The 25,821-nt window shown below is 70.3% G+C and carries 27 protein-coding genes; 13 read left to right on the top strand and 14 right to left on the bottom strand.

What is annotated here, in order from left to right:
• Positions 1 to 24 precede the first annotated feature (24 nt).
• The 8 genes from pstS to mshD form a co-directional block, all read right to left on the bottom strand.
• Positions 25 to 1,155, bottom strand: a complete 1,131-nt coding sequence (pstS, locus tag AB0M70_RS40585) for a phosphate ABC transporter substrate-binding protein PstS (RefSeq protein WP_365828619.1) — start codon at positions 1,153 to 1,155, stop codon at positions 25 to 27.
• Positions 1,156 to 1,374: 219 nt separating this feature from the next.
• Entirely contained in the window at positions 1,375 to 1,797 is a 423-nt protein-coding gene (locus tag AB0M70_RS40580) for an NUDIX hydrolase (RefSeq protein ID WP_365828617.1), read from the bottom strand.
• A complete protein-coding gene (locus AB0M70_RS40575) occupies positions 1,794 to 2,909 on the bottom strand; it encodes a CHAD domain-containing protein (protein ID WP_365828615.1) in 1,116 nt (371 codons plus the stop codon). Before AB0M70_RS40575 ends, AB0M70_RS40580 begins: the two co-directional genes overlap by 4 nt.
• Complete coding sequence (locus AB0M70_RS40570) at positions 2,890 to 5,133, bottom strand: RNA degradosome polyphosphate kinase (protein WP_365828613.1); 2,244 nt, start codon at positions 5,131 to 5,133, stop codon at positions 2,890 to 2,892. The genes AB0M70_RS40575 and AB0M70_RS40570 overlap by 20 nt, the downstream gene beginning before the upstream one ends.
• Positions 5,134 to 5,345: 212 nt before the next feature.
• The gene (locus AB0M70_RS40565; RefSeq protein WP_365828611.1) at positions 5,346 to 6,317 is read right to left on the bottom strand and encodes an ABC transporter permease; all 972 of its coding nucleotides are present in this window, start codon (positions 6,315 to 6,317) and stop codon (positions 5,346 to 5,348) included.
• A complete protein-coding gene (locus AB0M70_RS40560) occupies positions 6,314 to 7,219 on the bottom strand; it encodes an ABC transporter ATP-binding protein (protein ID WP_365828609.1) in 906 nt (301 codons plus the stop codon). The genes AB0M70_RS40565 and AB0M70_RS40560 overlap by 4 nt, the downstream gene beginning before the upstream one ends.
• A complete protein-coding gene (locus tag AB0M70_RS40555) occupies positions 7,216 to 7,626 on the bottom strand; it encodes a GntR family transcriptional regulator (RefSeq protein ID WP_365828607.1) in 411 nt (136 codons plus the stop codon). The genes AB0M70_RS40560 and AB0M70_RS40555 overlap by 4 nt, the downstream gene beginning before the upstream one ends.
• Before the next feature lie 103 nt (positions 7,627 to 7,729).
• Positions 7,730 to 8,653: a mycothiol synthase gene (mshD, locus tag AB0M70_RS40550; RefSeq protein ID WP_365828605.1), complete on the bottom strand. Its 924-nt coding sequence runs from the start codon at positions 8,651 to 8,653 to the stop codon at positions 7,730 to 7,732.
• Between the two features lie 293 nt (positions 8,654 to 8,946).
• Between mshD and AB0M70_RS40545 the strand changes: the two genes are divergently transcribed.
• Both AB0M70_RS40545 and AB0M70_RS40540 read left to right on the top strand, forming a co-directional pair.
• Complete coding sequence (locus AB0M70_RS40545) at positions 8,947 to 10,788, top strand: bifunctional metallophosphatase/5'-nucleotidase (protein WP_365828603.1); 1,842 nt, start codon at positions 8,947 to 8,949, stop codon at positions 10,786 to 10,788.
• 97 nt (positions 10,789 to 10,885) lie between these two features.
• Positions 10,886 to 12,196 (top strand): DUF2993 domain-containing protein, encoded by a 1,311-nt coding sequence (locus AB0M70_RS40540; protein WP_365828601.1) that lies wholly within the window; start codon positions 10,886 to 10,888, stop codon positions 12,194 to 12,196.
• A 4-nt stretch (positions 12,197 to 12,200) separates the two neighbouring features.
• Here the strand turns inward: AB0M70_RS40540 and AB0M70_RS40535 are convergent, their stop codons facing one another.
• The 5 genes from AB0M70_RS40535 to AB0M70_RS40515 form a co-directional block, all read right to left on the bottom strand.
• Positions 12,201 to 13,610, bottom strand: a complete 1,410-nt coding sequence (locus AB0M70_RS40535; RefSeq protein WP_365828599.1) for a HAMP domain-containing sensor histidine kinase — start codon at positions 13,608 to 13,610, stop codon at positions 12,201 to 12,203.
• Entirely contained in the window at positions 13,607 to 14,350 is a 744-nt protein-coding gene (locus AB0M70_RS40530; protein WP_365828597.1) for a response regulator transcription factor, read from the bottom strand. The genes AB0M70_RS40535 and AB0M70_RS40530 overlap by 4 nt, the downstream gene beginning before the upstream one ends.
• Before the next feature lie 192 nt (positions 14,351 to 14,542).
• A complete protein-coding gene (locus tag AB0M70_RS40525; RefSeq protein ID WP_365828595.1) occupies positions 14,543 to 15,565 on the bottom strand; it encodes a trypsin-like peptidase domain-containing protein in 1,023 nt (340 codons plus the stop codon).
• A 104-nt stretch (positions 15,566 to 15,669) separates the two neighbouring features.
• Positions 15,670 to 16,692 (bottom strand): LacI family DNA-binding transcriptional regulator, encoded by a 1,023-nt coding sequence (locus AB0M70_RS40520; protein WP_365828593.1) that lies wholly within the window; start codon positions 16,690 to 16,692, stop codon positions 15,670 to 15,672.
• A 23-nt stretch (positions 16,693 to 16,715) separates the two neighbouring features.
• Positions 16,716 to 17,540: a response regulator transcription factor gene (locus AB0M70_RS40515; protein WP_365828591.1), complete on the bottom strand. Its 825-nt coding sequence runs from the start codon at positions 17,538 to 17,540 to the stop codon at positions 16,716 to 16,718.
• 244 nt (positions 17,541 to 17,784) lie between these two features.
• Between AB0M70_RS40515 and AB0M70_RS40510 the strand changes: the two genes are divergently transcribed.
• The 8 genes from AB0M70_RS40510 to AB0M70_RS40475 all read left to right on the top strand — a co-directional run bounded on the left by AB0M70_RS40510 (position 17,785) and on the right by AB0M70_RS40475 (position 22,985).
• Positions 17,785 to 18,663 (top strand): alpha/beta fold hydrolase, encoded by an 879-nt coding sequence (locus AB0M70_RS40510; RefSeq protein ID WP_365828589.1) that lies wholly within the window; start codon positions 17,785 to 17,787, stop codon positions 18,661 to 18,663.
• Positions 18,663 to 18,917: a MoaD/ThiS family protein gene (locus AB0M70_RS40505; protein ID WP_160505846.1), complete on the top strand. Its 255-nt coding sequence runs from the start codon at positions 18,663 to 18,665 to the stop codon at positions 18,915 to 18,917. The genes AB0M70_RS40510 and AB0M70_RS40505 overlap by 1 nt, the downstream gene beginning before the upstream one ends.
• 8 nt (positions 18,918 to 18,925) lie before the next feature.
• Positions 18,926 to 20,155 (top strand): hypothetical protein, encoded by a 1,230-nt coding sequence (locus tag AB0M70_RS40500; protein ID WP_365828587.1) that lies wholly within the window; start codon positions 18,926 to 18,928, stop codon positions 20,153 to 20,155.
• A gap of 110 nt (positions 20,156 to 20,265) precedes the next feature.
• On the top strand, positions 20,266 to 21,015 hold the full coding sequence (locus AB0M70_RS40495; protein ID WP_365828585.1) for a DUF2993 domain-containing protein: 750 nt from the start codon (positions 20,266 to 20,268) through the stop codon (positions 21,013 to 21,015).
• A 214-nt stretch (positions 21,016 to 21,229) separates the two neighbouring features.
• A complete protein-coding gene (locus tag AB0M70_RS40490; RefSeq protein WP_351007875.1) occupies positions 21,230 to 21,310 on the top strand; it encodes a putative leader peptide in 81 nt (26 codons plus the stop codon).
• A 158-nt stretch (positions 21,311 to 21,468) separates the two neighbouring features.
• Positions 21,469 to 22,314 carry a sulfurtransferase gene (locus AB0M70_RS40485; protein WP_365828583.1) on the top strand — a complete coding sequence of 282 codons (846 nt, stop codon included), beginning with the start codon at positions 21,469 to 21,471 and terminating at the stop codon, positions 22,312 to 22,314.
• A 31-nt stretch (positions 22,315 to 22,345) separates the two neighbouring features.
• Positions 22,346 to 22,633, top strand: a complete 288-nt coding sequence (locus tag AB0M70_RS40480; protein WP_160505842.1) for a DUF1416 domain-containing protein — start codon at positions 22,346 to 22,348, stop codon at positions 22,631 to 22,633.
• 91 nt (positions 22,634 to 22,724) lie between these two features.
• The gene (locus AB0M70_RS40475; RefSeq protein ID WP_365828580.1) at positions 22,725 to 22,985 is read left to right on the top strand and encodes a DUF3099 domain-containing protein; all 261 of its coding nucleotides are present in this window, start codon (positions 22,725 to 22,727) and stop codon (positions 22,983 to 22,985) included.
• Here the strand turns inward: AB0M70_RS40475 and AB0M70_RS40470 are convergent.
• Positions 22,979 to 23,341 carry a DsrE family protein gene (locus AB0M70_RS40470; RefSeq protein ID WP_365828578.1) on the bottom strand — a complete coding sequence of 121 codons (363 nt, stop codon included), beginning with the start codon at positions 23,339 to 23,341 and terminating at the stop codon, positions 22,979 to 22,981. The two genes, AB0M70_RS40475 and AB0M70_RS40470, sit on opposite strands and share 7 nt — an antisense overlap.
• A gap of 271 nt (positions 23,342 to 23,612) precedes the next feature.
• Here AB0M70_RS40470 and AB0M70_RS40465 point away from each other — a divergent pair, with 271 nt between their 5' ends.
• Genes AB0M70_RS40465 through AB0M70_RS40455 form a run of 3 tightly spaced genes read left to right on the top strand, consistent with a single transcriptional unit; the run spans position 23,613 to position 25,686 of the window.
• Positions 23,613 to 24,185: an FABP family protein gene (locus AB0M70_RS40465; protein WP_351168407.1), complete on the top strand. Its 573-nt coding sequence runs from the start codon at positions 23,613 to 23,615 to the stop codon at positions 24,183 to 24,185.
• Between the two features lie 51 nt (positions 24,186 to 24,236).
• Positions 24,237 to 24,686 carry a transcriptional repressor gene (locus AB0M70_RS40460; RefSeq protein ID WP_365828576.1) on the top strand — a complete coding sequence of 150 codons (450 nt, stop codon included), beginning with the start codon at positions 24,237 to 24,239 and terminating at the stop codon, positions 24,684 to 24,686.
• Positions 24,687 to 24,720: 34 nt separating this feature from the next.
• Positions 24,721 to 25,686 (top strand): folate-binding protein, encoded by a 966-nt coding sequence (locus AB0M70_RS40455; RefSeq protein ID WP_365828574.1) that lies wholly within the window; start codon positions 24,721 to 24,723, stop codon positions 25,684 to 25,686.
• Positions 25,687 to 25,821: the final 135 nt, after the last annotated feature.

Genomic DNA, 25,821 nt, shown 5'->3' with positions numbered 1-25,821 from the left:
CGGGGCCGGCCGCACTCGGTTCGACTAGCTCAGGCCCGCGACGGTCGTGCGGACCTTGGAGATGATCTCGGCCGGGATCGGCGCGTAGTCGTTCTCCTTGAGGACGTTCTGGCCGTCCTCGCTGGCGATGTAGGTCAGGAAGGACTTGGTCGCGGCGAGGGTCTCGGCCTTGTTGCCCTTCTCGCACAGGACCTCGTACGTCACCAGGGTGATCGGGTACGCGCCCTCGGCGGTGGGCTTGTAGTTGAGCTCGAGGGCGAGGTCGTTGCCCTTGCCGACGACCTTGGCCTCGGAGATGGCCTTGGAGGCGTTGTCGACGGTCGCCTTCACCGGCTCCTTGGCGTCGGTCTGCAGGTCGACCGTGTTGATGCCGTCGGAGGCGTAGGAGAGTTCGAAGTAGGAGATGGCGCCGGCGGTCTGCTTGACCTGGCCCGCGACACCGGAGGAGCCGTTGGCGGACTGGCCGCCCTTGGCCTCCCAGGACTTGCCGGGCTCGTACGACCAGGCGGAGGGGGCCGCGCCCTTGAGGTACTTGGTGAAGTTGTCCGTGGTGCCGGACTCGTCGGAGCGGTGGAACGCCTGGATCTTGGTCTTGGGCAGCTTGGCGTCGGGGTTCAGCTTCTTGATCGCCTTGTCGTCCCACGTCTTGATCTTGTCGTCGAAGATCTTGGCGAGGGTCTCGGCGTCCAGGACGAGGTTGTCCACGCCGGGCACGTTGTAACCGACGGCGATCGGGCCGCCGACCATCGGCAGGTCGATGGCCTGGCTGTTCTTGCAGACCTTCTTCGACGCCGCGATCTCCTCGGGCTTCAGCGCCGAGTCGGAGCCCGCGAAGGCGGTCTGGCCCTGCATGAACGCGGTGATGCCGGCGCCGGAGCCCGTCGGGTTGTAGTTCAGCTGAACGTCCTTGCAGGTGGTCGAGTAGACCTTGCGCCAGGCGTCGATCGCGTTCTTCTGCGCGGACGAACCGGAGGCCGCGAGCTGACCCTTGGCGTCGTCACACTTGATGTTGGCGTTGGCGTTGGTCTCCTTGCCGGTGCCACCGCTGCCGCCACTCGTGTCGTCGGAGCCGCACGCCGTGAGGGCCAGGGCGCCGGAGACGGCGAGGGCGCCGAGGGAGAGGGCGCGGAGCCGGTTCTTGCGCTGAAGCTTCACTTTCGGGTCTTCCTTCCGGGAGCCGCCGGCCCTGTGCTGGCGGCGTGCGAGGTCTTCGTCGTTCCGGTGCTGCGGTCGTTCTGTCCTGCGGTCGTACGTTGTGTTGTAAGGCTGAAATTAGGCAGGGCAGGTGAAGCGGCCGATGGGCATGAGTGAACGGCGGGTGAACCTCGGCGGTCGGCCTGGTTAGGCAGGGTGTCACGGTACGTGGTGGATCTGTCACGCCACGTTGAGAACGCCGAGCAGGGCGTCGACCAGCTGCTGGTCGCGGGGCTGGGTGAGGCGGTTGCGGGCCGCGATCGGCGAGAGCCACAGGATGCGGTCGACCTCGCTGTTCGGCGCGAAGTGGCCGCCCGTCGCCTCGGCCGCCCAGTAGCTGACCTCCTTGGGGCGGCCCTGGGCCAGATAGCGGACCGTGGGGAGCCGGGCGCCGGGGTCGCAGCGGTGGCCGGTCTCCTCCTCGACCTCGCGCAGGGCGCCGGCCAGGGGAGTTTCGGCTCGCTTCAGCTTGCCCTTGGGGTGCGACCAGTCGTCGTACTTCGGCCGGTGGACCAGGCAGATCTCCAGGCGGCCGTCATAGGGGGAGTGACGCCACAGGACGCAGCCCGCGGCGCGGACGACCTCGCCCTCGGGGCGCGTCACCGGGTACTCGCCCCCTCCGTCTCCCGGAGCCAGGCCTGGTGGAAGGCGAAGCGGGCCGCTTCCACCTCGTGGCGCTGGTCGGCGTGCAGGACACCGAGGGCGTACGCGGTCGCCGGGGCGATGCGGGGGGTGCGGGCGGCCGTCGCCGCGGCCGACGCGGCGTCCGCGGCCTCGCGGTGGCGGTCGAGCGCGCGCCCGGCTTCCGCGAGGCGCAGGTCCTCGCCCTGGCTGCCGGTGAGGACTTCCTGGGCGTACCTGTGCAGGCGCAGGAGGGCGCGGGTCGTGAGCCAGGGGGCGTCCTGCGCCTCGGGGGCCTCGCTCGCCGCGAGGCCGTGCGTCAGCGCTTCCGCGTTGTACGGGTGGCCTGCCTGGCCCAGAGGGAGGGCGGCGATGGCTTCGGCCAGGTTCTCCTCGGCCTGCGCCGCCAGGGGCTTCAGGTCCTCCGTCGCCTGGGCCAGGGGGACCTCGCTCGCCAGTACGGCGACGTTGTCCGCCACGGCGTGGAAGCGGGAGGAGCCGAAGGCTTGCAGCGCGGCTGAGTGCGCCCTGGTCCGCGCCAGGGTGAGCTGCCGTTCCAGCAACGCTGCGGCCTTGGCTGCGCCTACCGTCAGGCCCCTTGGAGTCCCGCCCTGTGTTTCATCCGCACCCGGCATCGTGGGCTGTGCCCACCCGTTCCGCCTTGCGGAACGCCTGCCCACAGCCGGGGCGGCCTGGGTGGGGTGTGCGCCTGCGGGCGTGCTGCCCACAGCCGGGTGGGCAGGCATCGGCACCCCCGGCGTACCCGAAAGGCGGTGCAAGGCGTCCAGGAGGCGTTCCAGGCGGGTTGCGAAGGCGTGTTCCCGCGCCAACGTGCCGGACAGCCACGCCAGTTCGGGGCGCATCCCCGCCGCCCACTCCTGGTCGAGCAGGGGGCGGAAGGTGTGCAGGGTGCCGCCGATGCGGCGGGCGGCGCGGCGCAGGGCGCGGGCCGCCTCCAGGGACTCCTCCGCCCCCTGCGCGTCCGTCGAGGACTCGCGGTGCAGCCGCAGCGAGCGCAGGAACTCCGTGGCCTGGCCCTGCAGATAGGCCGACAGGACGTCGCCTGTCGTCGTCTCATGGTTTAGCTGTGCCACGCCGGCGCCTCCGGGCGTCAATGAGCATCTCCTGTACGTTCCGCAGGGGCTGGCCCTCCGGATCCAGCGCGTGCCGGGTCCAGTTGCCGTCCGCGCCCAGGTGCCAGGAGGCGGTGGTGTCCGACATGCCGGTCTCCAGGAGCCGGCTCAGTGCCGCCCGGTGTGCCGGGTCGGTGACCCTGACCAGTGCCTCGATACGTCGGTCGAGGTTGCGGTGCATCATGTCGGCGCTGCCGATCCACACCTCGGGTTCGCCCGCGTTGCCGAAGGCGAAGACCCGGGAGTGCTCCAGGAAGCGGCCGAGCACCGAGCGCACCCGGATCGTCTCCGAGAGCCCCACGACCCCGGGCCGCACCGCGCAGATCCCGCGTACCCACACGTCCACCGGCACACCGGCCTGCGAGGCGCGGTAGAGCGAGTCCACGACCGCCTCGTCGACCATCGAGTTGACCTTGATGCGCACATAGGCGGGACGGCCCGCCCGGTGGTGCTGGATCTCCTTGTCGATGCGCGAGATGAGGCCGTCGCGCAGGGACTTGGGGGCGACCAGGAGGCGGCGGTAGGTCTCGCGCCGCGAGTACCCCGAGAGCCTGTTGAAGAGGTCGGACAGGTCGGCGCCCACCTCCTGCTTGGCGGTGAGCAGCCCCAGGTCCTCGTAGAGCCGGGCGGTCTTGGGGTGGTAGTTGCCCGTGCCCACGTGGGAGTAGCGGACCAGGGTGTCGCCCTCCTGGCGGACGACGAGCGACAGCTTGCAGTGCGTCTTCAGGCCGACCAGGCCGTAGACGACATGGCAGCCCGCTTCTTCCAGCTTCCGCGCCCACTTGATGTTGGCCTGCTCGTCGAAACGTGCCTTGATCTCGACCAGGACGAGCACCTGCTTGCCCGACTCGGCGGCGTCGATCAGAGCGTCGACTATGGGGGAGTCGCCCGAGGTCCGGTACAGCGTCTGCTTGATCGCCAGGACGTCCGGGTCGGCGGCCGCCTGCTCCAGGAAGGCCTGCACGGACGTCGAGAACGAGTCGTACGGGTGGTGAAGGAGTACGTCACGTTCGCGAAGGGCGGCGAAGATGTCCGGCGCGGACGCGGACTCCACCTCGGCGAGGTCGCGGTGGGTGCCCGCGATGAACTTCGGGTACTTCAGCTCGGGCCGGTCCAGGGACGCGATGCCGAAGAGCCCGGTCAGGTCGAGCGGGCCCGGCAGCGGATAGACCTCGGCCTCGCTTATCTTCAGCTCGCGCACGAGCAGGTCCAGGACGTTGCGGTCGATGGACTCCTCGACCTCCAGGCGCACCGGCGGCCCGAAGCGGCGCCGCATGAGCTCCTTCTCCAGGGCCTGGAGGAGATTCTCGGCGTCGTCCTCCTCCACCTCCAGGTCCTCGTTCCGGGTGAGGCGGAACATGTGGTGCTCCTGGATCTCCATGCCCGGGAACAGCTCCGCGAGGTGCGCGGGAGCGGCGATGACGTCCTCGATGGGAACGTAACGCTGCGGGGAGGCCTCAAGGAAGCGGGAGAGAAGCGGGGGCACCTTCACGCGAGCAAAGTGAGTGTGTCCCGACACCGGGTTGCGCACGACCACGGCGAGGTTGAGCGAGAGCCCCGAGATGTACGGGAAGGGGTGCGCCGGGTCGACCGCGAGGGGGGTCAGGACGGGGAAGATCTGCTGCCGGAAGAGCGTGAAGAGGCGGGACTGCTCCTTCTCGGTCAGCTCGTTCCAGCGGACCAGGTGGATGCCCTCGTCGGCGAGGCCGGGGGCGACGTCCTCCTGGTAGCAGGCGGCGTGCCGGGCCATGAGCTCGCGGGAGCGGTTCCAGATCAGCTCCAGGACCTCGCGGGGCTGCAGGCCTGAGGCCGAACGGGTGGCGACGCCGGTCGCGATGCGCCGCTTCAGCCCAGCCACCCGGACCATGAAGAACTCGTCCAGGTTCGAGGCGAAGATCGCCAGGAAATTGGCCCGTTCGAGGAGCGGGGTGTTCGGGTCCTCGGCGAGCTCGAGGACGCGCTCGTTGAAGGCGAGCCAGCTGCGCTCCCGGTCCAGGAAACGGCCCTGCGGCAGCTCCTGGCCGTCGTGTCCCACCTGGCCGTCCTCGTCGTACGCGTCGAGATCGGCGTCGATGTCGGGGTCGAGGTCGGACACCGCCGCCGACAGCGTGTGCGGGCGGTGCGCGGCGATGGAGCCCACGGAGGGCTGGGCGTGCTGGACACCTTGCGTGCTGGGCTGGCTCATGGCCCCATTCTTCCGCGCGGGGACCCCGATGGGCGCGTCGGAGAGTGCCGGGGCGATGACGAGCTTCCCGTTCATGGGGGGAGGGTCGGGCACGGCGGGCTGCATTGAGCGAGGATCGCAAGCCAGTCTGAATCACTGGTTACGGCGACATGACGTGCGGGACATGTGCGGGAGGCCCCCGGACGTCTACACGTCCGGGGGCGATGCGCAACTCAGGCGGCGCGGCGGCGTAGGACGCGGAAAGCGGCGTAGGTCGCTGCTGCGGCCAGGGTGAGGACGATGGCGGTCTCGATCAACTGGACGTACCAGAAGTGGGAATGGGGGTGGACGTCGGCGTACCAGCCGGCGACCTTGGTGTCGGACGGGCAGGGGAAGCTGGCCTTCAGGTCTGGGGAGCACTGCCCGGTGAGGAAGCGTTCCCCGGCGGCGTTCTGGACCCCCATGTCGATGATGAGGGAGTCCACGGGGACCTCGTGCATCGTGTACTCCGTGGACGTGCCCGACGCGGGCCCGGAGAGGGTCTTCACCGGGAACAGCTCCCAGCGCACATTGCCCATGAGCAGTAGTACGAGCCCGGTGACGAGGCCCCCGGTGGCCAGCGCCACCAGTGTGCGACGCACCAGGAGACCGGCGAGTGCGCCGACCATGATGCCGAGCAGGCAGTACGCGATGAGGACCGGGCCGATGGACTCGTAGACGCCGCGGTCGGCCCACCCCAGGTCCCACATCCCGCCGATCCCGGACCGGCCGCCCCAGAAGACCGCCATCAGGGCGAGGCCGCCGGCCACGCTCGTGACGGCGAAGACCGTGAGCTTCGACATCAGCCAGCGCGCGGGTGACACCGACTGGGTCCAGGCGAGTTTGTGGGTACCCGCCTCCATTTCGCGGGCGATGACCGGGCCCGCGACGAAGGCGCCTATCAGGGCGGGGATCAGGAGCATCCCCAGGGAGTAGTTCCTCAGGAACTCGTACAGCAGTGTCCGGGCGCTGGAGAAGCCGAGGAAGGTGTCGCAGGTGCCGTTGGAGGTGCAGGGGCCGGCCGGCTCGGGGTAGGCGTAATTCGCCCAGCGGAGAAAGCCCGTCACCACGGCGGCGAGCACGACGAGGCCGACCCCCGTCCACAGCGCGCCGCGGTGCAGCCGGACGTCCGCCCAGCGGGAGCCGCGCAGGAGAGGGGTGCTCATGCCGTCACCTCGCGCTGACGCTCGGCGGGTGCGGTGCTCGGCGTGAGGAGTGCCGGTGCTTCCGGTGAGCGCAGATGTGCCAGCAACAGTTCCTCCAGGGAAGGCTCTTCGACGTCCCAGCCTTCGGTTACCGCGCCCTCCGGGCGGATCAGTGCGGTCAGGCCGCGGCCGGTGGCGCGGGATTCGACGACCGTGTGCGGGGCGAGCTCCTCGGCGGGCCGGCGCCCGGTGACCAGCGCGTGTGCGGCCACGAGGTCGTCGATGCCCCCGCCGAGCCGCACCCGGCCCCCGGAGATCAGCAGCAAGTGATCGCAGGCGTCGGCCAGTTCGCCGACGATGTGCGAGGACATCACCACGGTGGTGCCGTGCTCGGCGGCCTCGGCCATCAGCGTCCCCATCAGCTGATGCCGGGCCAGCGGATCGAGATCGGCCATCGGCTCGTCCAGGAGCAGGAGTTGGGCCCGCTTGCCGAGGGCGAGGGCGAGCGCGACCCGGGTGCGCTGGCCACCGGAAAGCGTCCGCACGCGCAGCTTCGGGTCCAAGTCACCCTCGCGTACGACCCGCTCGGCGAGCCCCGCGTCCCAGCGCCCCGGGTTCAGCTCGGCGCCGAGACGCAGGATGTCGGCGATGCTGAGCTGCGGATAGAGCGGCTTGTCCTGGGCGACGTACGCGAGGTGCTGTCGCGCGGCGGCCGGGTCGGTGCCGAGCACGGTGAGCGTGCCCCCGGTCGGCCTCAACAGCCCGGCGGCCAGGGCCAGCAGCGTCGACTTGCCCGCGCCGTTGGGCCCGACGACCGCGCAGATCCTCCCGGCGGGCAGCCGGAAGGAGCAGTCGAGTAGGGCATGGCCCCGCCGCCCGTAACTCTTGGCCAGCGCGGCCGCCTCGATGGCGGTGTCGGTCATGCGGGGTCCCCCTTGGATGGATGCTGCTCTGCCTCGGTGAACTGCTCTTCCAGCACGGCGCCGAACAGCGCCGCGACGTCGTCCCTCTCCAGACCGGAGGCGCGGGCGCGGGCGGCCCACTGGCTCAGCTCGCCGCGCAGCGGTGAGTCGGCGGGCGTGGAGCCCAGCGACTTCCGCACGAAGGTGCCGAGCCCGCGGCGGGCCTCGACCAGGCCCTCGCGTTCCAGTTCGCGGTAGGCCTTCAGGACCGTGTTCGGGTTGATGGCCGTCGCCTCGACGACCTCGCGGGCCGTGGGCAGCTTGTCGCCCGGTTCCAGCAGGCCAAGGCGCAGGGCCTGTCGGGTCTGCTGGACGATCTGGAGATAGGTGGCGACGCCGCTGCGCCGGTCGATACGGAACTCGACCATGCCCTTGCACCACCCTTTCACTAATTGAGTAGTGAAAGGGTGGTGCAAGAAAGGGGCGGCGTCAAGTGACGCCGCCCCTGCGGAAGTTCGCTCGCGGGTACGCCTACGACTCCGTGCGGTACATCAGATCCGTCTCGTGCGTGACGAACCCGAGCCGCTCATAGACGCTCACCGCCGCCTTGTTGTCCGCGTCCACGTACAGCATCGCGGTCGGCAGGCCCGCCGCCGCGAGGTGGTCGAGGCCGATCGTCGTCAGCGCCTTGCCGAGGCCGCCGCCCTGCGCGCCCGACCGCACCCCGAGGACGTACACCTCGCCCAGGCCCTCGTCCGCGTGCACCTTGGTCCAGTGGAAGCCGACGAGCTCGCCGTCCTTCTCGGCCAGGAAGAAGCCCGCCGGGTCGAACCACGGCTCGGCCTTGCGGTCGTCCAGGTCACGCTGGGTGAGCGAGCCCTGCTCGGGGTGGTGGGCGAAGGCGTCGGCGTTCACCGCGAGCCAGGCCGCGTCGTCCTGACCCGGGACGAAGGGGCGTACGGAGACACCCTCGGGAAGGACGGGTGCGGGCAGGTCGAGATCGCCCAACGGGCGTCGCATCTGGCGCAGTTCGCGGAACAGGGTCAGGCCGAGGACCTGCGCGAGGTGCCGCGCGGCCGAGTGGCCGCCGTGCGCCCAGATCCGCAGCCGGCGGCCGGACTCGGCGAGCAGCGCGGTGCCAAGCGCCCGGCCGTGCCCGCGGCCGCGGTGCGCGGGGTGCACGACGAGCTCGGCCGCCGGCGCCTCGATGGGGTCGGTGTCCTCCAGCTGCGCGTACCCGACGAGCTCGCCGTCGAGGCCGAGCAGCAGATGCCGCACCCCGTCCCGCGCGCCTCCCCGCAGCTGCAGCCGCCCCTGCTCGGACACGGCCTGCTGGCCGTCCGAGCGGGCCGCTTCCGCGATGAGCCCGAGCACGGCGTCGGCCTGGTCGGAGGTGAGGGCGGCGACCGTGTCGATCTGCCGCAGGGTGGCGGGAGGCTGCTGCTCGTCAGTCATGGAGTCGAGGGTACGGCGGCGGCCGGTCGAGCAGCAGATCACGGACGTACTCACGGCTGGCGGGGGAGTGCACGACGGCGTACGCGCCACTGCCGCCGCACCCGGTCGGCTTCGCCCCCGTACGCCCCCCACGGTCGTCCGAACTATCCGAAGTGTCCGCAACGCACCCGGTGTGCCCCCCGACGGCAACCACCTCGTAACCCGTAACCCCCTGTTGCGCTACGCGCGTTGACTTTAGGCTGCGCGGAGTTTCACCACCCTCAGCCCGTCTCAGATCTCTCCCAGGGGGACACGTGCCAGTCACTCCTCAGCCGCGTCGGCCAAGACGCCGCGCCACCCGTGTGCTCGCCGCCGCGGCCGGTCTCGCCACGATCGGTGCGCTGGCGGCCGCGCTGCCCGCGAACGCCGGGCAGTCCGCCGGACAGGACGCGGCGGGTGCGGGAGGAGCAGGGGGCAAGAAGCGCACCGTCGACGTGCAGCTGCTGTCCTTCAACGACTTCCACGGCAATCTGCAGCCCCCGGCCGGGTCCTCGGGCCAGGTGACGGAGAAGCAGGCCGACGGGACCGAGAAGAAGATCGACGCGGGCGGCGCCGAGTACCTCGCCACGTCCCTCCGTACGGCCCGCAAGGGGAAGCCCTACAGCGTCACGGCCGCCGCCGGTGACCTGATCGGCGCGAGCCCGCTTCTGTCCGGCCTCTTCCACGACGAGCCGACGGTCGAGGCGATGAACAAGCTCGGCCTCGACGTCACCAGCGTCGGCAACCACGAGTTCGACGAGGGGGCCAAGGAGCTGGCCCGCATGCAGAACGGCGGCTGTCACCCCAAGGACGGCTGCTTCGAGAAGGGCAAGAAGTTCAAGGGGGCCGACTACCCCTACCTCGCGGCCAACGTGACCGACGAGAAGACGGACAAGCCCGTCCTCAAGCCGTACTGGGTGTGGAAGCACAAGGGCGTCAAGGTCGGCTTCATCGGCGTGACCCTCGAGGGCACGCCCGACATCGTCTCCGCCGACGGCGTCAAGGGCCTGAAGTTCCACGACGAGATCGAGACGGTCAACAAGTACGCCAAGATCCTCGACAAGCAGGGCGTGAAGTCGATCGTCTCGCTCATCCACGAGGGCGGCGCCCCCGCGAGCCAGACGTACAACTACAACTGTGACGCGCCGGGCGCGGGCGACGGCATCTCGGGACCGATCACCACCATCGCCAAGGGCATATCGCCCAAGGTCGACGCCCTGGTCACCGGGCACACGCACTCCGCGTACGTCTGCACCATCCCCGACCCGTCGGGCAAGCCCCGCATGGTCACGTCGGCCTCGTCCTACGGGAAGCTCTACACGGACACGACGCTCACGTACGACCGCAAGACGAAGGACATCGTCCGTACGTCGGTGAAGTCGGCGAAGTCGGCGAATCACGTCGTCAGCCGTGAGCAGGCCAAGGCCAAGGACATGACCTCGCTCATCGGGCGCTGGAACAAGCTGGCCGAGCCCGTCGCCAACAAGCCGGTCGGCTACATCTCCGCCGACATCCCCGGCCGTGGCGCCTCAGCGCCCGAGGCGCCGCTCGGCGACCTGATCGCGGACGCGCAGCTCGCGCACGGCAAGTCGCTCGACCCCGAGACGGACCTGGCGCTGATGAACCCCGGCGGCATCCGCTCCGACCTCGTCCACAAGGCGAGCGGGAGCGAGGGCGACGGCGTCGTCACGTACGGCGAGGGCTTCACCGTCCAGCCGTTCAGCAACACCGTCAACCTCGTCGACCTGACCGGCGCGCAGCTGATCACCGGCCTCAAGCAGCAGGTGAGCGGGTCGAACGAGGCATCGCCGAAGATTCTGCAGATCTCGGACGGCCTGACCTACACGCTCGACATGACGAAGTCCGGCGCCGACCGCGTGGTCACCGACTCGATCAAGCTGGGCGGCAAGGCGATCGATCCGGCCGCCACCTATCGTGTGGCGATGAACTCCTTCCTCGCGGGCGGCGGCGACGGCTTCGGTGAGCTCGGCAAGGGCACGAAGCCGCTGGTCGGCAGCGACGACCTGAAGGCGTTCAACGACTACCTGACCGCCAACTCCTCGGCGGACAAGCCGATCGCGCCGCCCAAGGCGGACAGGGTCACCATCGTGAAGTGAATGACGCGTTAACAGACGCGCTCAGAAGCTGGCCTAAATCGGTGGTTACTGGGCGTAAGGCTTGGGGTGGGGTGTGAACGTATGGTGAAATCAGCTGATGCGTTCCCCCCACCGCATAGCCACGCTTCCGCCCGATCACAACCAGGCTCATCCGTCTGATGGTTGGCACGCCGAATCGGTTCCCCCCGAAGCAGCTCCAGCGGCGGTCGAGACGACCGCCCCGCTCAACCCGTACGAGGAGCTCGGCGCCCTCGCCTCGCCGAACCCGCTGGAGGACTTCCTCCGCGACACGGACGACGACGACAGCGCAGCCGGCGCCGGCAAGGCCGAGGCCCCCTGGCAGCCCCCGAACCACCGCCGCGGCAGCCGCCGCCGCGTGAACCGGTTCGCCGGGCTCCCGCTCGCCGCGAAGGCCCTGGTGGCGCTCCTGGTCGCCACCGCCTTCCTCGGTCTCGGTGACCGCTGGGCCCTGCTCTACGCCGAGCACGAGGCCGCCCAGAAGCTCAAGGACACCCTGCACCTGAGCGCCACGCCCGAGGTCGACATCGAGGGCTTCCCCTTCCTGACCCAGGTCGTCGACAAGCGCGTCGACAAGGTCAAGGTCACCGTCCCGGACGTCGCGGCCGACCGGATCTCGCTCGCCCAGGTCTCCGCCACCGCCGAGGACGTGACGATCACCGGCGACGGGCCCACCGACATCAAGGGCGCCCTCATCCGCGAGATGAAGGGCGAGGTGCTGCTCTCCTTCGACGACCTGAACCGTGAACTGGGCGCGTCGCAGGTCACGTTCACCGGTCACGGCGGCGACCAGGTCCTCGCCCGCGGCACGCTGCCCGTCGCGGGCCACGACCTGAAGCTGCGCGCGGACGCCCGCATCCAGCGCAACGGCGACCGCGGCATCTCCACCGACATCGGCAGGATGAGCCTGCAGATCGGCGACCTGGCGACCTACCGGCCCGGCACCCGCGACTCCGAGGGCCTGCACCTCAGCAAGAAGTCCGCGGACCGCCTCGCCGAGGAGACCGCCAAGGCGAAGGCGCTGCTCTCCGTGCCGTCGATCGTCAAGCGGCTCGGCGTCCCGGACTCCGTGGTCAGCGGTGCCCTGAAGAGCGACACCAAGCTCCACGACCTCGTCGGATCTCCGCGCTTCATCAACGACGTGATGGGCCTGAACCTCATCGACGTCGCCATGGGCCACCCCGAGCTCCTGAAGAAGCTGGGCCTGGACCCGGGTCTCCTCAAGGGCCTCTCCGAGCTCACCCGCCCCGTCCTCACCGACCGCCTTACGCTCGCCTTCCAGCTGCCGAAGCTGCCGGGCAAGGGCAACGTCTGGCTGCAGGACGTCAGCGTGCAGCAGGACGGCATCCGGGTGCGGCTGAGCGGTACGGGCCTCGGGATCGGCAAGTAGCGCCCTACACCGCGGTGGGGGGCGGGGTCGGCGCCCCCGGCAGGCGGACCGTCGCCTCGGTCCCGCCGCCCTCGGCGGGCCGCAGCTCCACCTCGCCGCCCGACTGGTGCACGGTGCGGGCCACGATGGACAGGCCGAGGCCCGATCCGGGGAGGCTGCGGGCCGACGGGGAACGCCAGAAGCGGTCGAAGACGTGCGGGAGTTCGTCGGTGGGGATGCCGGGGCCGTGATCGCGGACGGTCAGCGCGCCGCCCTTCAGGGCCACCTCGACGGCGGAGCCCGGGGGCCCGAACTTCACCGCGTTGTCCAGGATGTTCACGATGGCCCGCTCAAGCGCCGGGGGCTCGGCGCGTACGAACCAGGGGGCGAGGTCCGCCTCGAAGGTCAGCTCGGGGCCGCGCAGCCGCGCGCGCTCAAGGGCCGCGTCCACGATCTCGTGCAGGGCCACGACCTGCACCTTTCCGCTCTGCCCACTGTCGGTGCGCGACAGCTCCTGCAAGTCGCCGATCAGCGCCGCCAGTTCGGTCATCTGCGCCGTCACGGAGGCGAGCAGCGCCTTGCGGTCGTCGGGCGGGATGGCCCGGCCGGTATCCTCGCTGCGGGCGAGCAGCTCGATGTTCGTACGGAGCGAGGTGAGGGGGGTGCGCAGCTCGTGGCCGGCGTCGGCGATGAGCTGCTGCTGGAGGTCGCGGGACGAGGCGAGGGACGCGGTCATGGAGTTGAAGGACCGGGAGAGCCGGGCGATCTCGTCGTCGCCCTCGGCGGGAATCCTGAGGTTCAGGTCCTCGGTACGGGCCACGTGCTCGACCGCTGCCGTGAGCTCGTCCACCGGGCGGAGCCCTGTGCGGGCGACCCAGAGGCCGGCGGCTCCTGCGCCCAGTACGCCGATTCCGGCTACCGCCGCGAGCAGCAGGGCGAGCTTGTTCAAGGGGGTGTCGATCTCGGAAAGCGGGCGCGACAGGGACACGGCCAGACCGGTGTCCGGGTCCAACTGCGTCAGCACACGCACCGAGGCACCGCTCTCGGTCCTGCCGTCGCGCAGGGTGGGCGTGCGGGCGTGCTGCGCCACTTCCAGGTCCGTCTCCGTGACCACCACGGGGGTGGAGCCACGCCCCACGCAGCGGGTGCCGTCCGGCTGGATCACCTGCACGAAGACGGTGGTGGTGCCGGGCGCCGTCTCCCCGTTCGGAGAGGTGCCCGTGTCGCGGCAGTCGGCCGTCGTCTCCAGGAGATAGCCGCGGCCTACGTTGAGGCTGCGCAGGGAGTCGTCCATCTGGTCCCGCAACTGTGCGCGGGTCAGGAGCCAGCACGAGACCGCGACGGCGGCCACGGCCAAGGCCACCGCACAGGTCACCAGCAACGCCAGGCGTGAGCGCAGCGGCATCGAGCGGTACCGCCGTACAAGCCCCTTCACTCGCCGCCGCCCCCGCCAGTACCCGGCCGCAGCACATACCCCACGCCCCGCACCGTATGGACGAGGCGAGGCTCGCCCCCCGCCTCCGTCTTGCGGCGCAGGTACATGACGTACACGTCCAGGGAGTTGGAGGACGGCTCGAAGTCGAAGCCCCAGACCGCCTTCAGGATCTGCTCCCGCGTGAGCACCTGCCTGGGGTGGGCGAGGAACATCTCAAGGAGGGTGAACTCCGTGCGGGTCAGCTCCACCGTGCGCGCCCCGCGCGTGACCTCCCGCGTCGCGAGGTCCATCCGCAGGTCGGCGAAGGCGAGCGTGTCGCCTTCCTCGGCCTGCCCCGCGCCGGCGGCGTACGAACTGCGGCGCAGGAGCGCCCGGATGCGGGCGAAGAGCTCGTCCAGCTCGAACGGCTTGACCAGGTAGTCGTCGGCGCCCGCGTCGAGCCCCGTGACACGGTCGCCCACGGTGTCGCGCGCGGTGAGCATCAGGATGGGTGTCAGGGAGCCGGTCGCGCGAAGCCGCCGGGCGGCGGTGAGGCCGTCCATGCGGGGCATCTGGATGTCGAGCACGACGAGGTCGGGACGGTAGGCCGCCGCCTTCTCCAGCGCGTCGGCGCCGTCGACGGCGACCTCCGTCCCGTACCCCTCGAAGGCGAGACTGCGCCGCAGCGCCTCCCGCACGGCGGGCTCGTCGTCGACGATCAGGATGCGCAGCTGTTCGCGGTCGCCTTCGGCGGGGCTCATCGGCTCGTTACTTCCTCGGGTGCGGGGCGGTGGACGGGGCCGGTATCAGCCTCGCACGCGCGCGCGGGGCGTGCGGCGTGCGGCGGGCCGGGAGGTCGGTGCCGCGGCGGCCAGGGCGTGCCGGGTGCGGTTGACGGTGATCAGGGGTCCGGGCATGGCGGCCTCCAGGTGCTCCGGGGGGAGTGGCCGGGGTCAGTCGGTCGAGCCGGCCCGCAGGGTGTCCAGGTCGGCCTTGACCGTGTTGATCGGGATGGCGAAGCCGAGGCCGACGCTGCCGGAGCCCGACTCGGAGCCGGCCTGCGAGGAACTGGGCGAGTACATCGCGGAGTTGATGCCGACGATGTTGCCGTTCATGTCGATGAGGGCGCCGCCGGAGTTCCCCGGGTTGAGCGAGGCGTCGGTCTGCAGGGCCTTGTACGTGGTCTTCGACGACCCGGTGTCGCCGTTGAACTGCTCGCCGCCGTACTCGAAGGGCCAGTTGCCGCCGCCCTGTTGCTGCTGCTGTCCCTGGTCCTCGTCCGTCGAGACGGTGACGTCCCGGTCGAGGGCGGAGATGATGCCGCTGGTGACGGTGCCGGTCAGACCCTCGGGGGAGCCGATCGCCACGACGTCGTCGCCGATCTTGACGTTGTCGGAGTTGCCGAGGCTCGCGGGCTTGAGCCCGGAGGCGTCCTTGAGCTTGATCAGCGCCAGGTCCTTCTTGCTGTCCGTGCCGACGACCTCGGCGTCGTACGTCTTCCCGTCGTTCGTCGTCACCTTGACCGAGGAGGCACCGGAGATCACGTGGTTGTTCGTGATGATCTCGCCGTCCTTCGTGATGATCACGCCGGAGCCGGTGGCCTCGCCCGAGCCGGACTTCGCGCTGATCTCCACGATGCTGGGGCTGACCGCCTCGGCGACACCGGAGACGGTGCCCTTCTGGCTGGTGGGCACGACGTTCGTGTTGGTCGCGCTGCTCGACGTGCCGTCGCTGCCGGTCAGCTCCTGGAAGGCGTACGCGGTGCCGCCGCCGACGGCCGCCGCCGCGATGGCGACCGCGGCGAGCAGGGCCATGGGCCCCTTGGCCCGTCGGCGCGGAGGCTTCGGCGGCCGCGGCTCTTCCGGTGCGAAAGCGGGCGGGGGCGGGTACGCGCCCTGCGTACCGCCATGGTGAACAGGCGCTGACGACTGCTGCTGCTGGGGGTACTCGCCGCTGTGGCGGAAGGTCTCGGTCATGGGTTCAAGGCTGCGCGGCGTTCATGAGAGGCGGCTGAGTACGCCCTGAGAACACCGGTAGAAGTGCGTATGCCCGATATAAAGCCGCCCGGGGCGGGGGTACGTCAGCCGCAGCCGCAGGACTGGCGGACCACCAGGCGGGAGGGGAACAGCTTCAAGCGCTCCCGGCGCGAACCGGCCACCCGAAGCCCGTCGTCCAGGACCAGGTCGACCGCGGCGCGAGCCATCGCAGGCCGATCCGAAGCCACCGTCGTCAGCGGCGGGTCCGTCAGCCCCGCTTCCTTCACGTCGTCGAACCCGGCCACGGCCAACTGCTCAGGGACATCGATCCGCAGCTCCCGCGCGGCCCGCAGGATGCCGATGGCCTGGTCGTCGGTGGAGCAGAAGATCGCCGTCGGCCGGTCCGGCCGGGCAAGCAGCTCGAGCGCCATCTGATACGCGTCGTACCGGTTGTACGGAGCCTCGAAGAGCCGCCCCTCCACCGAGCGCCCGGCCTCCCGCATCGCACGCCGCCAGCCCTCGACGTGATCGGAGACGGGGTCGCCGACGGTCGGGGTCTCGGCGGTGCCGCCGACGCACGCCACGTACTCATGGCCGTGTTCGAGGAGGTGCCGGGTGGCGAGCTGTGCGCCGCCGAGGTCGTCCGTGACGACGGCGACGTCGTCGATCGCCTCGGGCCGCTCGTGCAGCAGCACGACCCGCGCGTCCCACGCGTCGATCTCGGCGGCGGCCGAATCCGTCAGGCCGTGGCTGACGAGGATGAGCCCGGAGACCCGCATGCCGAGGAAGGCCCGCAGATAGTGGGCCTCGCGCTCGTCCACGTAGTCCGTGTTGCCGACGAGCACCATTTTTCCGCGCTCGGAGGCCGCCTGCTCCACGGCGTGCGTCATCTCCGCGAAGAACGGCTGCCGCGCGTCCGGCACGATCATGCCTATGAGGTCGGTCCGCCGCGACGCCATGGCCTGGGCGACCCGGTCGGGCCGGTACCCCAGCTCCTTGATCGCGGCGAGTACACGCTCGCGCGTGGCCGGGGCAACCGGCCTAGGTCCGTTGTTGATGACATAGCTGACGACGGCGGTGGAAGTACCCGCAAGTCGCGCAACGTCATCCCGAGTCACCTTGGCCACGCGCGGAGTCTACGCGGATGGAACTACCGCTGGGCAGGGCGTACGGCAGCTTCCTTCGGCGCGGATGTCGTGGCGGACGCGGCAGGCGCCGCCTCGCGCGTCGGGACCTCCCGGTGCTCGCCCTCGGCCGGCGGAGTCGCCGCCTTCGCCTTCTTCTCGTCGGTGGCCCGCTCGACCTTCTCCGGCGTGACGAAGCGGTAGCCGACATTCCGGACGGTGCCGATCAGCGACTCGTGCTCGACACCGAGCTTCGCGCGAAGGCGCCGTACGTGGACGTCGACCGTCCGCGTGCCGCCGAAGTAGTCGTAGCCCCAGACCTCCTGCAGCAGCTGGGCCCGCGTGAAGACGCGCCCGGGGTGCTGCGCCAGGTACTTGAGCAGCTCGAACTCCTTGAAGGTCAGGTCCAGGACCCGGCCCTTCAGCTTCGCGCTGTACGTCGCCTCGTCCACGGAGAGATCGCCGTTGCGGATCTCCATGGGGGAGTCGTCGGCGGTGATCGACTGGCGGCCCATCGCGAGCCGCAGCCGCGCCTCGACCTCGGCGGGGCCCGCGGTGTCGAGAAGTACGTCGTCGATGCCCCAGTCGGCGGTGACGGCCGCGAGGCCGCCCTCCGTGACGACGAGGACGAGTGGACAGCCGGGTCCCGTGGAGCGGAGGAGCTGGCAGAGGCTGCGGACCTGCGGGAGGTCACGGCGGCCGTCGATCAGGATGACGTCGGCACCGGGGGTGTCGACGAGGGCCGGGCCTTCGGCGGGGGCCACCCGCACGTTGTGCAGCAGCAGGCCGAGGGCGGGAAGCACCTCCGTCGACGGCTGAAGGGCATTCGTGAGGAGCAGCAGAGAACTCATCGCCGCCCACCTGCCTGGGTCGTCATACGGTTGTGCACGTTTCGCTCGCCCATAACGTCGGTTCCTCCTCGGTCCCTGCGAGGACGTTTACGGCACTGCTTCGTACTGTTGTCGCCTGGTACTGCCGTGATTTCCGGGGCCCGCGCCCTGGGCCCCTGCGCGCCATGGATCACCACGCGTCTGAAAGCACGAAAGGACCCGGGGGCTTCGCTGCCCGGATCCTCTGCCAAGGAGAATAGCCCACATGAGTTCCGGTCCGGCAGGTCAAGTCGCGCGATCTTCTGTGCCACCCATCACTCGCGTTCAGCGGAGCGCAACGCTCCGTACACGGGACGGAGTCGCGATCGACGCTCTGTACGAGCCCGGTCCGGACCCCGGAACGGGCCCCGGCACGGACCTCGCGATCGTGATCGCGCACGGTTTCACGGGAGATCTGGACCGGCCGCACGTGCGCCGGGCCGCGGGCGTTTTCGCCGAGGCCGCGGCCGTGATCACGTTCTCGTTCCGGGGTCACGGGCAGTCCGGCGGGCTCTCCACGGTCGGCGACCGCGAGGTGCTCGATCTGGCGGCCGCGGTCGAGTGGGCGCGGTCCCTCGGTCACGCACGCGTGGTGACCGTGGGTTTCTCGATGGGCGGTTCCGTGGTGCTCCGGCACGCGGCCCTCGCCGGCACCGCGCACGGGGGGCGCACGGAAGCGCGGGTTGACGCGGTCGTCGCGGTGAGTGCCCCGGCCCGTTGGTTCTACCGGGGGACGGCGCCGATGCGGCGGCTGCACTGGGTGGTGACGCGGCCCGTGGGGCGCGTGGTGGGCCGCCTGGGTCTGCGCACGCGAATCCACCCGCACGAGTGGGACCCCGTCCCGCTCTCCCCGGTGGAATCGGTCCCCCTCATCGCGCCCACGCCTCTCCTGATCGTGCACGGCGACCGTGACCCGTACTTCCCAGTCGACCACCCCCGGATGCTGGCCGCCGCCGCCCGGGGCGGGGCGGAGCTCTGGCTGGAGACGGGCATGGGGCACGCGGAGAACGCGGCGGACGATGTCCTGCTGGGTCGGATCGCCGAGTGGGCCACGGCATCATGGACGTCGGCAACCGCCGAAGGAGCCGAAGGAGAGGAGCTGTGATGGTGAACGGCACCATTCGTTACTGGGCCGCGGCCAAAGCAGCCGCAGGTGTCGCGGAGGAGCCGTACGCCGCGACGACGCTGGCCGAGGCGCTGGACGCGGCACGCGAGCGTCACCCCGGAGAGCTGGTCCGTGTACTGCGGCGATGCTCGTTCCTCATCGACGGCGACCCCGTGGGTACCCGTGGGCATGAGACGGTACGGCTGGCCGAGGGCGGCACGGTCGAGGTGCTCCCGCCGTTCGCAGGAGGGTGAGCAGCGACATGAGCGATCCGCGTTATCAGGGGTACGGGGAGTACGACCCCTACCGGGGGGACTATCCGCCTGCCGAGCCGCAGGCTTACCCGCCCGAGCCGCAGGCTTACCCCCCAGATCAGCAGTACGCCCAGCAGCAGTACCCGTACCCCCAGCAGCAGCCGTACGCCCAGGACCCGTACACCCAGCAGTGGGAGGGGCAGACCTGGGACACGACGATCCAGCCCTCACCTGTGGTGGACGTGACGGAGACCGCTTATCTGCCCCCGCAGTCCTACGCGGAGCCGCAGCCGCAGCCGTCGCCTGCGCCCGGTTACTCGGAACCCGGCAGCCTTGGTGGCCATGCCCACCCTTCCCCAAGCTCTCAACTTCGTTCGAGCAGGGGAGACCCCAATCGCCCTGCGGGACGCCTGCCCATGGCCGGAGCAGACGAAGAGTCCCCCGCCACCTACGGCCCCGCCACCACCACCGGCAACCCCCGCGTCACCGACGCCCAGCGCGCCCGCGCCGAAGGGCGGTCGCCGATCATAGAGCCGGGGATCCAGCCCGCCGCGCTGACCGCGGTCCTCGGGCTGCTGCTCGCCGGTACGGCCGCCGTCGGGCAGTACGCACTCCTCGTACCGCTGATCCTGCTGCAGGCCGTCACCGCCGCCGGATGGTTCCGGCTCAACGGGATGTGGCCCGCCCGGCAGGGCATCGCGCTCGCCTTCATGGGCGGAGTCGTCGCCGACATCGCCCTGCTCGTCACCGGCAAGGAGAACGCGCCCGCCGCGATCCTCGGCACCCTCGGCGTGTGGGTGCTGCTCGTCCTGGTGCTCCAGCTGCGCAGCCGCGCCCCCGCCGACGAGCGGATGGCCGGCCTGATGGCGACCGTCGCGTCCGCCGCGCTCGCGATCATCGCGACCGGGCACCTCGCGGCCTCCGCCGACGCCGTGACGGTGGGCGGCATCGCCGTCGCGGTCGCCGTGATCGCCCGCGCGCTGCCCCTGCCGACGCCCGCTTCCGTCGTCGTGGCGCTGCTCGCCGCGGCCGGCGCGGGGATCGCCGTCGGCGGCATGACGGACCTCGGCAGCAAGGGTGCGCTGCTCGGTCTCGGCGCCGGTGTCTGCGCGCTGATCGGTCACCGGGTCGCCAGCTACGACTACCCGTCGCGCTTCGTGCACATGACGGCGGGTGTCGCCCTGCCGCTCGCCGCCGCCGCCCCGGCCGTCTACCTCCTGGGCAGGGCCATCGGCTGATCGTCACAGCTGATCGACAGGTCCCCGGCCGGGCACTGCGGCCGGGGACCTGTCCTTTAGGCTCGCGACAACGACAGCCAAGCGGGGGTACAAGGTGGGGGAACACGGACATGAAGCGCTCCGTACGAATACTTCTGATCGTCCTCGTGATCCTGGGGGGTCTCTTCGTCGGCGCCGACCGCCTCGCGGTGGGCTTCGCCGAGGACGAGGCGGCGGAGAAGCTGCGTACCAGCGAGGGGCTCAGCGAGACGCCCGACGTCTCCATCAAGGGCTTTCCCTTCCTGACCCAGGTCGCGGGCGGCACGCTCGACGACGTCGAGATCGGCATCAAGGACTACGACGCCGCATCCGGCTCCGACAAGATCCGCATCGCCGATCTGAACGCCCGCATGCAGGGCGTCGAGTTCTCCGGCGACTACAGCTCGGCCACCGCCGACAAGGCCACGGGCACCGCCCACATCTCGTACGACGAGCTGCTCAAGCAGGCCCAGGGCGAGCCGGTCGAGCTGCCGCTCGGCGCCACCGGCAAGGTGGTCGGGCTCTCGGACGGCGGCGGCAACAAGATCAAGGTCGAGGTCGAGGTGAGCAAGGGCGGCGCGAAGCTGCCCAAGCCGGTGCACGTGCTGAGCTCGGTGACGGTCGAGGGCGACACGATCAAGGTGAACGCCGACGAGATCCCGAAGAAGTTCGAGGTCATGGGCGTCTCGATCCCCCTCCCGGAGGGCATGGTCCGTGACGTGACCGACTTCGAGGAGAAGGTCACAGGGCTTCCGGGCGGCATCAAGATCGACGGGGTGGAGCCGGCGCAGGACGGCGTCGACATCTCGGTCAAGGGCACGCACGTGAAGCTCGCGGGCTGAGGCCCGCAGCGGCCGCCGGGAGCGGCTGTTCCGCAGTACGAGACGAAGCCGTCCGCGCGATGGATGCGGCAGGAGCGAAGACCGCTCCCCGCCCCCGCGCGGGCGGCTTTTCCGTGGACCGCATCCTCCCACGCATCCCATATCGTGGATGATCGCGTCTCAGCATCCGACACCCCGGTGACACGGCCGCCCTCGCGTCCTTACGATCGGACGCATGCAGCGACAGGCGGACCTCACGAAGCGGCGGGCAGTAGACCTGTGCCGCGTCGCCGCCATGCTCTGTCGCACCTTCTGAGCGGGAGCTCCGACTCCCGTATCCCCCGGCCCGTTGACACCGTCAGGGCCACCCCGTGCCGCGTACGCCGCGCTACAGCGCAGTCACCGCACGTACCCGTCACGAACCCCTCGTACAGCACCAAAGCCCCGCCGTAACTGCCCCGGAGGAGAAGAAGTATGAGCCGCAGCGACGTCCTGGTAGACGCCGACTGGGTCGAGGCCCACATCGACGACCCGAAGGTCGCCATCGTGGAGGTCGACGAAGACACCTCCGCGTACGACAAGAACCACATCAAGAACGCGATCCGCATCGACTGGACCGACGACCTCCAGGACCCGGTCCGCCGCGACTTCGTCGACCAGGAGGGCTTCGAGAAGCTCCTCTCGGCCAAGGGCATCGCGAACGACACCACCGTCGTCCTCTACGGCGGCAACAACAACTGGTTCGCGTCCTACGCCTTCTGGTACTTCAAGCTCTACGGCCACCAGGACGTGAAGCTCCTCGACGGCGGCCGCAAGAAGTGGGAGCTCGACTCCCGCGACCTGGTCGACGGCTCCGAGGTCCCCAGCCGCCCCGCCACGGACTACAAGGCCAAGCCCCAGGACGCCTCGATCCGCGCCTTCCGCGACGACGTCGTCAACGCGATCGGCTCGCAGAACCTGGTCGACGTGCGCTCGCCCGACGAGTTCAGCGGAAAGCTGCTCGCCCCCGCGCACCTGCCGCAGGAGCAGTCGCAGCGTCCGGGCCACGTCCCGTCCGCGCGCAACATCCCGTGGTCGAAGAACGCCAACGACGACGGCACCTTCAAGTCGGACGACGAGCTCAAGGCCCTCTACGAGGACGAGCAGGTCGACCTGTCCAAGGACACCATCGCGTACTGCCGCATCGGTGAGCGTTCGGCCCTGACCTGGTTCGTCCTGCACGAGCTGCTCGGCCAGACCAACGTCAAGAACTACGACGGCTCCTGGACCGAGTACGGCTCCCTCGTCGGCGTGCCGATCGAGCTCGGCGCCAACAAGTAACCCCACAAGGCCTGAAGGACGGAATCGACATATGTGTGGAGCGAAGGCCGGCGGCCCCGACGCCTCGACCATCAAGCCCGGCGAGACCACCATCCAGGGCCAGGTGACCCGCGACGGCGAGCCCGTCAGCGGCTACGTGCGCCTGCTCGACTCGACCGGCGAGTTCACCGCCGAGGTCCCCACCTCGGCCACCGGCCAGTTCCGCTTCTACGCGGCCGAGGGCACGTGGACGCTGCGCGCCCTCATCCCGGGCGGCACGGCCGACCGCACGGTGGTAGCCCAGACGGGCGGCCTCGCGGAGGTCGCGATCGCGGTCTGACGACAGCGGATCACTGACGGCCGGAGGGCCGCACCCCAGGGGGTTGGACGCCACCGGGTCGGGGTGCGGCCCTTCGGCATACGCTGGATGTATGTACGCGCGAAGGCGGCACGCCTACTTCGCCCTGATGGGGACGTGCATCGCCCTCTTCGTCCTGGCGTGGGGCGTGGTGAGGCTCTGGTCCATCCCCGTCGCCGTCGGGATGTGTGTCGTGGCGATGGTGATCCCGCCGGTCGCCGCGATGGTGGCGAACCGGCGCGGCGCCGATGACCGCTGGTGGGACGACCCCTCGGGGGACTCGAAGTCCGACGAGTGGTGGGACGAGCTGGACGGGAAGCGGCGCCGTCAGTAGACGAGCGCCTGCGTGCCGTCCGTCATGGCCTCCTGCACGAAGACCTGCGCGCCCGCGATCCGTACTCCCTCGAGCACGTCCTTCTCGGTGATGTCGCGGCGCGCCGCGCACTGCGTGCAGAGCGTGATGCGGCCCGCGGCCAGGATCGAGTCGATCAGGTCGGGGAGCGGTGCCGCGTGCGGCAGTTCGAACTCCGCCGCGCGGCCCGGAAGCGCGAACCACGCGGATTCGCCGGTCAGCCAGAGGGAGACCTCGACGCCGCTGGCCACGGCCACCGCCGCCACCGTGAAGGCCTGCGAGCAGCGCTCGGGGGCGTCGGCCCCGGCGGTCACCTTGATCACGAGCTTCTTCGCCATGGCCGCATCGTATGGCCATCGGCGCGGTCACCCGTAAGGCCACCTCGCAGCGAGCGGCGGGCCGCGCACGACTACAGTGGGAGCGGCTCTGATACCTGCCCGATAGCTCACCGAGGAGCACCCCGTGCTTGAGGCCTTCTTCTCCGCCCTGCTGGTTCTGGTCTGCGTCGGCGTTCTCGCGTTCGCCGCCCTGTCCGTGAAGAAGCTGTACCAGGGTCAGCGCTGAGCCCCGTACGTCCCGTACGCCACCTAGAGATCGTCTGAGCTTCCCATGATCGAGATTCCGTCCGACCTGCACCCCGACCTCGTGCCCCTCGTTTGGCTCCTCGGCAACTGGGCCGGCGCGGGCGTCACCGACTTCCCCGGCGCCGAGAAGGCGAATTTCGGCCAGGAAGTGTCCTTCACCCATGACGGGCGGGACTTCATCGAGTACCACTCGCACACGTGGGTGCTCGACGCCGAGGGCAACAAGGTGAAGCCGCTGGAGTCCGAGTCGGGCTTCTGGCGCATCGACAAGGACCGCAAGGTCGAGACCGTGATGGTCCGCGACGACGGCGTCGTCGAGGTCTGGTACGGCGAGCTCGCCGACCAGAAGCCGCAGATCGACCTGGTCACGGACGCGGTCGCCCGCACGGCGGCCTCCGGCCCGTACACCGGCGGCAAGCGCCTCTACGGGTATGTGAAGGGCGACCTGATGTGGGTCGGCGAGAAGCAGACCCCCGAGGTGCCGCTGCGTCCGTACATGTCGGCGCAGCTGAAGAAGGTCGTCACGCCCGAGGACGTCGCCGAGATGGCCAGGGGCCTGGGCGATCTGCCGGACGACGGCATCGCCTTCTTCAAGTAGGCCGCAGCTTCTTCCAATGGGCCGCGGCACCGACTGGCCTAGACTGCCTGTGTGGCGAGCACCGATTCCGACTGGAAGAGCGACCTGCGACAGCGCGGCTACCGTCTGACGCCGCAGCGCCAGCTGGTCCTCGAAGCCGTCGACACCCTTGAGCACGCGACCCCCGACGACATCCTCTCCGAAGTGCGGAAGACGGCGTCGGGGGTCAACATTTCCACGGTCTACCGCACCCTGGAGCTCTTGGAGGAGCTGGGTCTGGTCAGCCACGCGCATCTGGGGCACGGTGCGCCGACGTACCACCTCGCGGACCGCCACCACCATCTGCACCTGGTGTGCCGGGACTGTACGAACGTCATCGAGGCGGATGTCTCGGTGGCCGCGGAGTTCACCGCGAAACTGCGGGAGACCTTCGGTTTCGACACGGACCTGAAGCACTTCGCGATCTTCGGGCGCTGCGAGAACTGCTCCGGCGCGAAGTCCGGGGGCTCCGGCAAGGAATAAGTACGCCCACCGGCAGGTCGTAGTGTGGGTGAACATGAAGAGCCCCCTCCTGTCCCTGCCCGGCGCCGTCCCCGCCGAGGGCGTGGACGAAGGCGTCGCCGCCCACTACGGCGACCTGTTCCGCGAGCAGCGCGCCCTCGCCGACGGCACCGGTTTCGTCGACCTCTCGCACCGCGGTGTCGTCACCGTCTCCGGACCCGACCGGCTGAGCTGGCTGCATCTGCTGCTCACCCAGCATGTGACGGAGCTGCCGGTCGGCCAGGCCACCGAGGCGCTGATCCTCTCCGCGAACGGCCACATCGAGCACGCCCTCTATCTCGTGGACGACGGCGAGACGGTGTGGGCTCATGTGGAGCCCGGCACGCAGGACGCGCTTGTCGCGTATCTGGAGAGCATGAAGTTCTTCAACCGGGTCGAAGTGGCCGACCGTACGGACGAGTTCGCGGTCGTGCATCTGCCGGCCGGTTCGATCGCCCCGGTCCCGGACGGTGTCGTCGTACGCGAGACGCCGCACGGCCGGGATCTCTTCCTGCCGCGTGCGTCCCTGGAGTCGTACGCCGAGGAGAGCGGCCCCGCGATCGGCATCCTCGCCTACGAGGCGCTGCGCGTGGAGGCGCACCGGCCGCGGCTCGGCTTCGAGACGGACCACCGCACGATCCCGCACGAGCTGGGCTGGATCGGTACGGCGGTGCATCTGCAGAAGGGCTGCTACCGCGGTCAGGAGACCGTCGCCCGCGTCCAGAACCTGGGCAAGCCCCCGCGCCGCCTGGTCTTCCTGCACCTGGACGGCAGCGAGGTCCATCTGCCGGTGGCCGGCACGGAGCTGCGCCTTGCCTCGGAGGGCGAGGAGGGCCGCAAGCTCGGCTTCGTCACGACGGCGGTACGCCACCATGAGCTGGGCCCGATCGCGCTGGCCCTGGTGAAGCGGAACGTGCCGCTGGACGCGGCGCTGAGCGCGGGGGGCACGGCGGCGGCCCAGGAGGTCGTGGTCGAGCCGTAGCCTGACGGCTGGTCTTGAGCGGTGGCGCTCGATGGCCCTGCGGGTTGCTTGCGGGCTGTGTCCTGCCGTCGTTCGGCGGCGACTCTTTGCGCCGCTTCGCGGCGAATTTTTCCCGCCCACCCACCCGGCACCCCG

This window comes from Streptomyces sp. NPDC051214 (genome assembly GCF_040682375.1).
Classification (GTDB): Bacteria; Actinomycetota; Actinomycetes; order Streptomycetales; family Streptomycetaceae; genus Streptomyces.
Note: the sequence above shows the minus strand (reverse complement) of the source record. Positions and strands in the feature narration are given on the sequence as shown.